This window comes from Cedecea sp., assembly GCF_036500665.1.
Classification (GTDB): domain Bacteria; phylum Pseudomonadota; class Gammaproteobacteria; order Enterobacterales; family Enterobacteriaceae; genus Cedecea.
Window position 1 is genome coordinate 75345 of record NZ_DASYBS010000165.1, and the last position, 6319, is coordinate 81663.

The window sequence follows — 6319 nt, forward strand, 5'->3', positions numbered from 1 at the left end:
AAAGACAAGCGAGGCAGAAAACCGCCTCGCAAAACAGGACCATAGGTATAAATAAGTTTAGCTAACTTAGCTGAGGTTGGTGGCTTTGTTGCGAATAGCGCGGATCATCGCTTCCAGCCCCTGGGAGCGGGACGGCGTAAGGTGCTGAGCGAGCGCCATTTTTTCAAACCAGGGGCGCACGTCAAACGCCACAATATCCTGCGGCATCATCTGTTGGTAGAGAATAAACACGATGGCGATCAGCCCTTTAACGATCGCGGCATCGCTATCGCCCTCAAGCGTAATCACGCCGTCGGGCTGCTGGTGCATCACTATCCACACCTGGCTCTGGCAGCCCTGAATAATATTCTCAGGCTTGTGCTGTTCCGCCGCCAGTGCCGGCAGGCGACTGCCCAGTTCAATAATGTAAAGATACTTCTCTTCCCAGTTTGCGCAGCGGCTGAAATTTTTCAGCAGTTTGTCTTTATCCGGCAGCATTGCCATGAGCGTCTCCGTTATCCTAACAGCTTGTGGATACGCTGCAGGCCAGCGACCAGGCGATCCACTTCTTGCTCGGTATTGTACATGGCAAAAGCAGCACGGCACATGGCAGGCACGCTGTAAAACGCCATCAGCGGCATCGCGCAGTGGTGCCCGGTGCGTACCGCAATGCCGTAGTTATCGAGGAAGCTGCCGACGTCATAGGCATGGTGTTTACCGAGATTAAACGCGAGCACGCCACGGCGTTCGTCAGGGCCATAAATGACCAGGTCAGGAACGGCCTTGAGCGCGTGTTGAGCGTAGCGCATCAATGAGCGCTCATACTCGCCAATCGCGTCCATACCGAGCCCTTCAACGTAGCTCAGCGCGGCACCAAGACCAATGATACCTGCCGTGTTCGGCGTACCCGCCTCAAAGCGCCAGGGGGCTGCGGCATACGTGGTCCCTTCCGTCAGGCTGACGTTAGCAATCATCGACCCACCCCCTTCCCACGGCGGCATATCCTGCAGGATGCTTTCCCTCACATACAGCACGCCAATCCCCGTTGGCCCGTAGATCTTGTGCCCTGAGAAGAGATAGAAATCACAGTCCAGCGCAGCCACGTCGGTCGTGTGATGCATCACGGCCTGCGCGCCGTCCACCAGCACTTTGACGCCGGCCTGATGAGCCGTGGCGATCATCTCCTTCACCGGGTTTTCGGTGCCGAGCACGTTAGAAACGTGCGTAATGGCCAGCAACTTTGTGCGCTCGTCGATAAGCGTTGGGAAGACATCAAGCTGCAGCGTGCCGTCCTGATTGAGAGGGATAACGCGCAGCTTCGCGCCGGTCCGCTCACACAGCATCTGCCACGGCACGATGTTAGCGTGATGCTCCATAGCGCTGATGATAATGTTATCGCCAGCAACCACATTGGCGTTGCCCCAGCTATTGGCAACGAGATTTATCCCTTCGGTGGTGCCACGAACGAAAACAATCTCTTCAGGCTTGAGCGCGTTGATAAAGCGTGCCGCCTGGCTACGCACGTTTTCCATCAGCGTGGTGGCTTCTGCACTCAGCGTGTGAATGCCGCGATGCACCGCCGCGTAACCGTTACGGTAGAACTCAAGCTCGGCGTCAATCACCGCCTGCGGTTTCTGCGCGCTGGCGGCGCTGTCGAGGTAGGCCAACGGCTGCCCGTTGACCTCGCGGCTCAGGATCGGAAAATCTGCCCTGACCTGTTCAATAGAAAAACTCATGCCTCGCCCCCTGCAAAGCGCTGCGCGATACGCGCCAGCACCTGCTGTTTTAAGGCCTCGTCGCGAATACTTTCGGTAAGCTCTGCGGCAAAGGCGAAGATAATCATCTGCTGCGCAGCCTGCTCACTGATGCCGCGCGAACGCAGGTAGAACATCTGCTCGTCGTCGATACGCCCGATAGTTGCGCCGTGGCTGCATTTCACGTCATCGGCGTAGATCTCCAGCTGCGGCTTGGTGTCCACTTCCGCAAGACGGCCAAGCAGCAGGTTGTTGTTGGTCATCTGCCCGTCGGTTTTAATCGCGTGCTGCGCCACTTTGATCATACCGTTAAACACCGCGCGCCCTTTGTCACGCACGATAGTTTTATGCAGCTGACGGCTGTTGCAGTAGCCCTTGTTGTGCTCAAGCCAGGTTCGGGTATCGCACACTTCGTTATTCACCGGCAGCGCAAGGCTGTTGATGTGCAGCTGGTTGTTCTCGCCGTTAAGCTGCGTGCTGGTGTTGTGGCGCAGTACCGCCGCCCCCAACAAGAAGCTGTTACTGTGAACCGTCGAGTCCTGCTCAATCAGCAGATCGTTGTGGGCAAAGTGGTAGCTGGCCGCATTTTCAAACGCCAGCTTATAGTGGTTGAGCTGCGCGTTGGCGGCCACTTCGACGGTAAATCGCGAGCCGGTAAAATGTGCCGCATCGTCAAGGCTGACAAAGTGCTCTATCACCGTGGCTTGAGCCCCCTGCTCAAGCACCAGATGGTGACGATAATGCGCCGTCGCCATCTCCTGCCCTGCGCTACCGCGAGTAACGTGCATCAGCAGCAGCGTTTTAGCAGGTTGGGTGTTACGCGCCACGCGGATATGCGTCACCGTCTCCGCCAGGCTTTCCGTAAGATGCAGGAAAACTTCACCCTGTACCGGCGCCGGCAGCGTTTGCCTGTCATCGTCGATGCTAATCGCAAAGCCGCTGTCTGCCGCGTTATCGCTAAGCTCAGCGCTGAAATGCCCGTCAACAAACACCAGCCGCAGCGCATCTACAGGCAAAGCCAGGTCATCACGCTGCTGCGCGCTCAATGGCGACTGTGGCGCGAGCACAAACTGGTTGTTCAGCAGGCCGTCGAGCGGCGTGTATTTCCAGTTTTCATGCTTGCGCGTCGGCAGCCCCAGACGCAGCAGCTGCTGCATATGCTGCTGGGCTACCTGCGAGCGCCCGGTCCCCTGTGCCTCAAACAGATGATGCCACTGCTGGAGGGCGTTGCCGTTACTGCTGTTCGGTAAGCCAGCCATAACCCTGCTCCTCCAGTTGTTTCACCAGGCTGAAATCGCCAGATTTAACGATGCGCCCCTGATACAGCACGTGAACAAAGTCAGGCTTGATGTAGTCCAGAATGCGCTGGTAGTGGGTGACCACGATGAATGAGCGTTTGCCGTCGCGCAGCGAGTTAACGCCCTCGGCCACAATCTTCAGGGCATCGATATCCAGCCCGGAGTCCGTTTCATCAAGGATGCACAGCTCCGGCTCCAGCACCGCCATTTGCAGAATGTCGTTGCGCTTTTTCTCGCCGCCGGAGAAGCCGACGTTCACAGAACGCGTCAGCAAGTCTTCCGGCATTTGCAGCAGCTTGATTTTCTCTTCCATCAAATCCTGGAAGTCGAAGCGGTCCAGCGACTCCAGGCCACGGTATTCACGCACCGCATTCAGAGCGGTTTGCAGGAAGAACTGGTTGCTGACGCCGGGAATTTCCACCGGATACTGGAAGGCCATAAAGATGCCTTCACCGGAACGGTCTTCCGGCGACAGCTCCAGCAAATCTTTGCCCTTGAACTGAACCGAGCCGCCGGTCACCTCGTAGTCTTCACGCCCGGCAAGCGTGGCGGACAGGGTACTTTTGCCGGAGCCGTTCGGCCCCATGATGGCGTGGACTTCGCCCGGCTTCACTTCGAGGTTTAAACCGCGCAGGATCTCTTTGTCCTCAACGCTGACCTGTAAATCTTTAATGCTTAACATAGTTTTCCCTTAATCCTTAACCGACGCTGTGTTCGAGGCTGATGGCTAATAATTTTTGTGCTTCCACCGCGAATTCGAGCGGTAACTCTGAGAACACGTCTTTGCAGAACCCATTGACTATCATGGAGATGGCGTCATCTTCACTGATCCCACGCTGCAGGCAGTAGAACAGCTGGTCTTCACCAATACGCGACGTGGTGGCTTCGTGCTCCAGCTGTGCCGTGTTGTTGCGGCACTCCACGTACGGGAAGGTATGCGCCCCGCTGTCTGGCCCGATCAACATTGAGTCGCACTGGGTGAAGTTACGGGCGTTGGTGGCCGTTGGCATAATTTTCACCAGGCCACGGTAGCTGTTCTGGCTACGACCGGCGGAGATCCCTTTCGAAATGATCGTCGATTTGGTGTTCTTGCCGATGTGGATCATTTTGGTGCCGGTATCCGCCTGCTGATGGCCGGAGGTCAGCGCCACGGAGAAGAACTCGCCGATGGAGTTGTCGCCACGCAGGATCACGCTCGGGTATTTCCAGGTGATGGCGGAGCCGGTTTCCGACTGCGTCCAGGACATCTTGCTGTTCTCACCTTCGCACAGGGCGCGCTTGGTGACGAAGTTCAGGATGCCGCCGGTGTTGTTATCGCCCGGGAACCAGTTTTGCACCGTGGAGTACTTCACTTCGGCATCGCGGTGAATAATGACTTCCACCACCGCGGCGTGCAGCTGATAGCTGTCACGAACCGGCGCGGAACAGCCTTCGATGTAGCTCACGTAGCTGCCTTCATCTGCCACTAAAATCGTGCGTTCGAACTGGCCGGTTTTTTCCGCGTTAATGCGGAAGTAGGTGGACAGTTCCATCGGGCAGCGCACGCCTTTCGGGATGTAGATAAAGGTGCCGTCGGAAGCGACTGCGGCGTTAAGCGCGGCGAAGAAGTTGTCGTTTGACGGCACCACGGTACCCAGGTATTTTTTCACCAGCTCCGGGTAATCGTGAATGGCCTCGCCGAAGGAGCAGAAGATAATCCCCTGCCCGGAGAGTTTTTCGCGGTAGGTCGTCGCCACGGAAACGGAGTCAAAAATGGCGTCGACCGCCACTTCACTGCCTTCCCGCACCGGGACGCCCAGTTGTTTAAACGCCTCTTCCACTTCGTTAGTCAGGAAGGCATTAGGCGGCTGCTGAACCGCGCCAGGCTGCGAGGCACAGGTATCGTCACAGCTGCCGCAGGACGGCGCGGAGTAGTAGCTGTAATCCTGATAGTTCAGCTTGTCGTAATTGGCCTTCAGCCAGTGCGGCTCTTCCATTTTCAGCCACGCATGGAACGCGTTCAGGCGAAACTCCAGCATCCAGTCCGGCTCGTTACGACGGGCAGAAATTGCCCGAACCACCTCTTCGTTTATGCCCTTCGCCAGCTGCTCGGTTTGCAGCTGGGTGAAAAAGCCCTCTTTATAATTGAGGTTTCCGGTCCAGGTTTTGACATCGTCAGTTGCTTCAGTATTACGAGACATAGTACCGCCTATACCCCAAAGCTTTCGCCGCAGCCGCACTCGTGCTGCGCTTTCGGGTTATTAAATTTAAAGATCTGATTCAGGCCTTCGCGCACGTAATCCACTTCGGTGCCGTCAATAAAAGGCATGGCGGAGAGCGGCACCCACAGGCGCGCGCCGTCGAACTCATAAACCAGGTCGTCCGGCTTTGGCTCGGTGACCGTGTCCAGTACGTAGCCAAAACCTGCGCACCCCGTCTGTTTGATGCTCAGGCGTATTCCCTGTAGCTCGGGTTGTTTTGCAGCCAGGTCGCGAATATGCGCGCTGGCGGCCGGAGTCAGGGTCAGTCCCTGCCAGGCAAAATCATTGGGATCAAAGGAACCGGTTTGCACATCCATTCTTCACCTCATTATTCTCTGCGCCCGAAGGCCGATACCCTTATGTTAATGATAACAATTATCAATACAACGTTATGAAAACAGGGGTATTCGCGAAATGCTGTTTTTTTGGGCGTCTTCACTAAGGATAGACCTTCAGTAAACTCTTGCAGATGGCGAAAAGAGCTGTTTAAGCCACTGGCGTAAAAGGAAATATCAAAGAAGAAAAGCGCCTGAAGCCGGCAAGGGAAAAGATGTATCGAAAATAACTATTTATGTGATTGGCAGCTCGAAAAGGCTAAAAACAGGTACTTAGAAGCAGAACAATAAGTTAGAAAAATCCTCTTTAAGACAAACAAGGACAAATAGAGCCTTTTTTGTGTCCCCAATCATGCCCCCAAGCATATAAATGCCCCCATAGTGCCCCTGCCACCCTCTAGTAAAACACCATCAAAACAGAGCATTAAAGCAAGATAAGTCGACGCCATTCGTGGTTTTGAGTTTTTTGCGCTAATTTTTTGCGCCATATGACTCATGAGGTCACACACATGAGCGAAGTTTTAGCGCAAGACATACAGACGCCATGTATGCGCCAAATGAAAAGGCCACCTGAGTGCTGAGGAATCCCCAGTAATGAGCGGGTAAAAAAAGACAGGCATAGAGTTTTGTGATCTACTGATTTGTGCAACCAATTCAATGGGATCACCTCTATGCCTGCTCGCCAAGTATGTCAGAATTTCTTCCGTGATACG

6 protein-coding genes are annotated in these 6319 nt (G+C 55.2%); all 6 read right to left on the bottom strand.

What is annotated here, in order from left to right; translation table 11 throughout:
- Nucleotides 1-66 precede the first annotated feature (66 nt).
- The 6 genes from sufE to sufA are packed head-to-tail and all read right to left on the bottom strand — an operon-like array spanning nucleotide 67 to nucleotide 5588.
- Nucleotides 67-483, bottom strand: coding sequence for a cysteine desulfuration protein SufE (gene sufE, locus VGM55_RS25990; RefSeq protein ID WP_154186125.1), 417 nt, complete (start codon nucleotides 481-483; stop codon nucleotides 67-69).
- An 11-nt stretch (nucleotides 484-494) separates the two neighbouring features.
- Nucleotides 495-1715 carry a cysteine desulfurase SufS gene (gene sufS, locus VGM55_RS25995; protein ID WP_154186127.1) on the bottom strand — a complete coding sequence of 407 codons (1221 nt, stop codon included), beginning with the start codon at nucleotides 1713-1715 and terminating at the stop codon, nucleotides 495-497.
- The gene (gene sufD, locus VGM55_RS26000; protein WP_331637163.1) at nucleotides 1712-2992 is read right to left on the bottom strand and encodes a Fe-S cluster assembly protein SufD; all 1281 of its coding nucleotides are present in this window, start codon (nucleotides 2990-2992) and stop codon (nucleotides 1712-1714) included. Before sufD ends, sufS begins: the two co-directional genes overlap by 4 nt.
- Nucleotides 2967-3713 carry a Fe-S cluster assembly ATPase SufC gene (sufC, locus tag VGM55_RS26005; RefSeq protein ID WP_038473260.1) on the bottom strand — a complete coding sequence of 249 codons (747 nt, stop codon included), beginning with the start codon at nucleotides 3711-3713 and terminating at the stop codon, nucleotides 2967-2969. The genes sufD and sufC overlap by 26 nt, the downstream gene beginning before the upstream one ends.
- Before the next feature lie 16 nt (nucleotides 3714-3729).
- Entirely contained in the window at nucleotides 3730-5211 is a 1482-nt protein-coding gene (gene sufB / locus VGM55_RS26010; protein WP_154186131.1) for a Fe-S cluster assembly protein SufB, read from the bottom strand.
- An 8-nt stretch (nucleotides 5212-5219) separates the two neighbouring features.
- Nucleotides 5220-5588: a Fe-S cluster assembly scaffold SufA gene (gene sufA, locus VGM55_RS26015; protein WP_038473265.1), complete on the bottom strand. Its 369-nt coding sequence runs from the start codon at nucleotides 5586-5588 to the stop codon at nucleotides 5220-5222.
- Between the last annotated feature and the right edge of the window lie 731 nt (nucleotides 5589-6319).

What these genes read in the sequence shown, in the direction of transcription:
- sufE (WP_154186125.1), bottom strand. Translation starts at nt 483, where the DNA reads ATGGCAATGCTGCCGGATAAAGACAAACTGCTGAAAAATTTCAGCCGC.
- sufS (WP_154186127.1), bottom strand. Translation starts at nt 1,715, where the DNA reads ATGAGTTTTTCTATTGAACAGGTCAGGGCAGATTTTCCGATCCTGAGC.
- sufA (WP_038473265.1), bottom strand. Translation starts at nt 5,588, where the DNA reads ATGGATGTGCAAACCGGTTCCTTTGATCCCAATGATTTTGCCTGGCAG.
- sufB (WP_154186131.1), bottom strand. Translation starts at nt 5,211, where the DNA reads ATGTCTCGTAATACTGAAGCAACTGACGATGTCAAAACCTGGACCGGA.
- sufD (WP_331637163.1), bottom strand. Translation starts at nt 2,992, where the DNA reads ATGGCTGGCTTACCGAACAGCAGTAACGGCAACGCCCTCCAGCAGTGG.
- sufC (WP_038473260.1), bottom strand. Translation starts at nt 3,713, where the DNA reads ATGTTAAGCATTAAAGATTTACAGGTCAGCGTTGAGGACAAAGAGATC.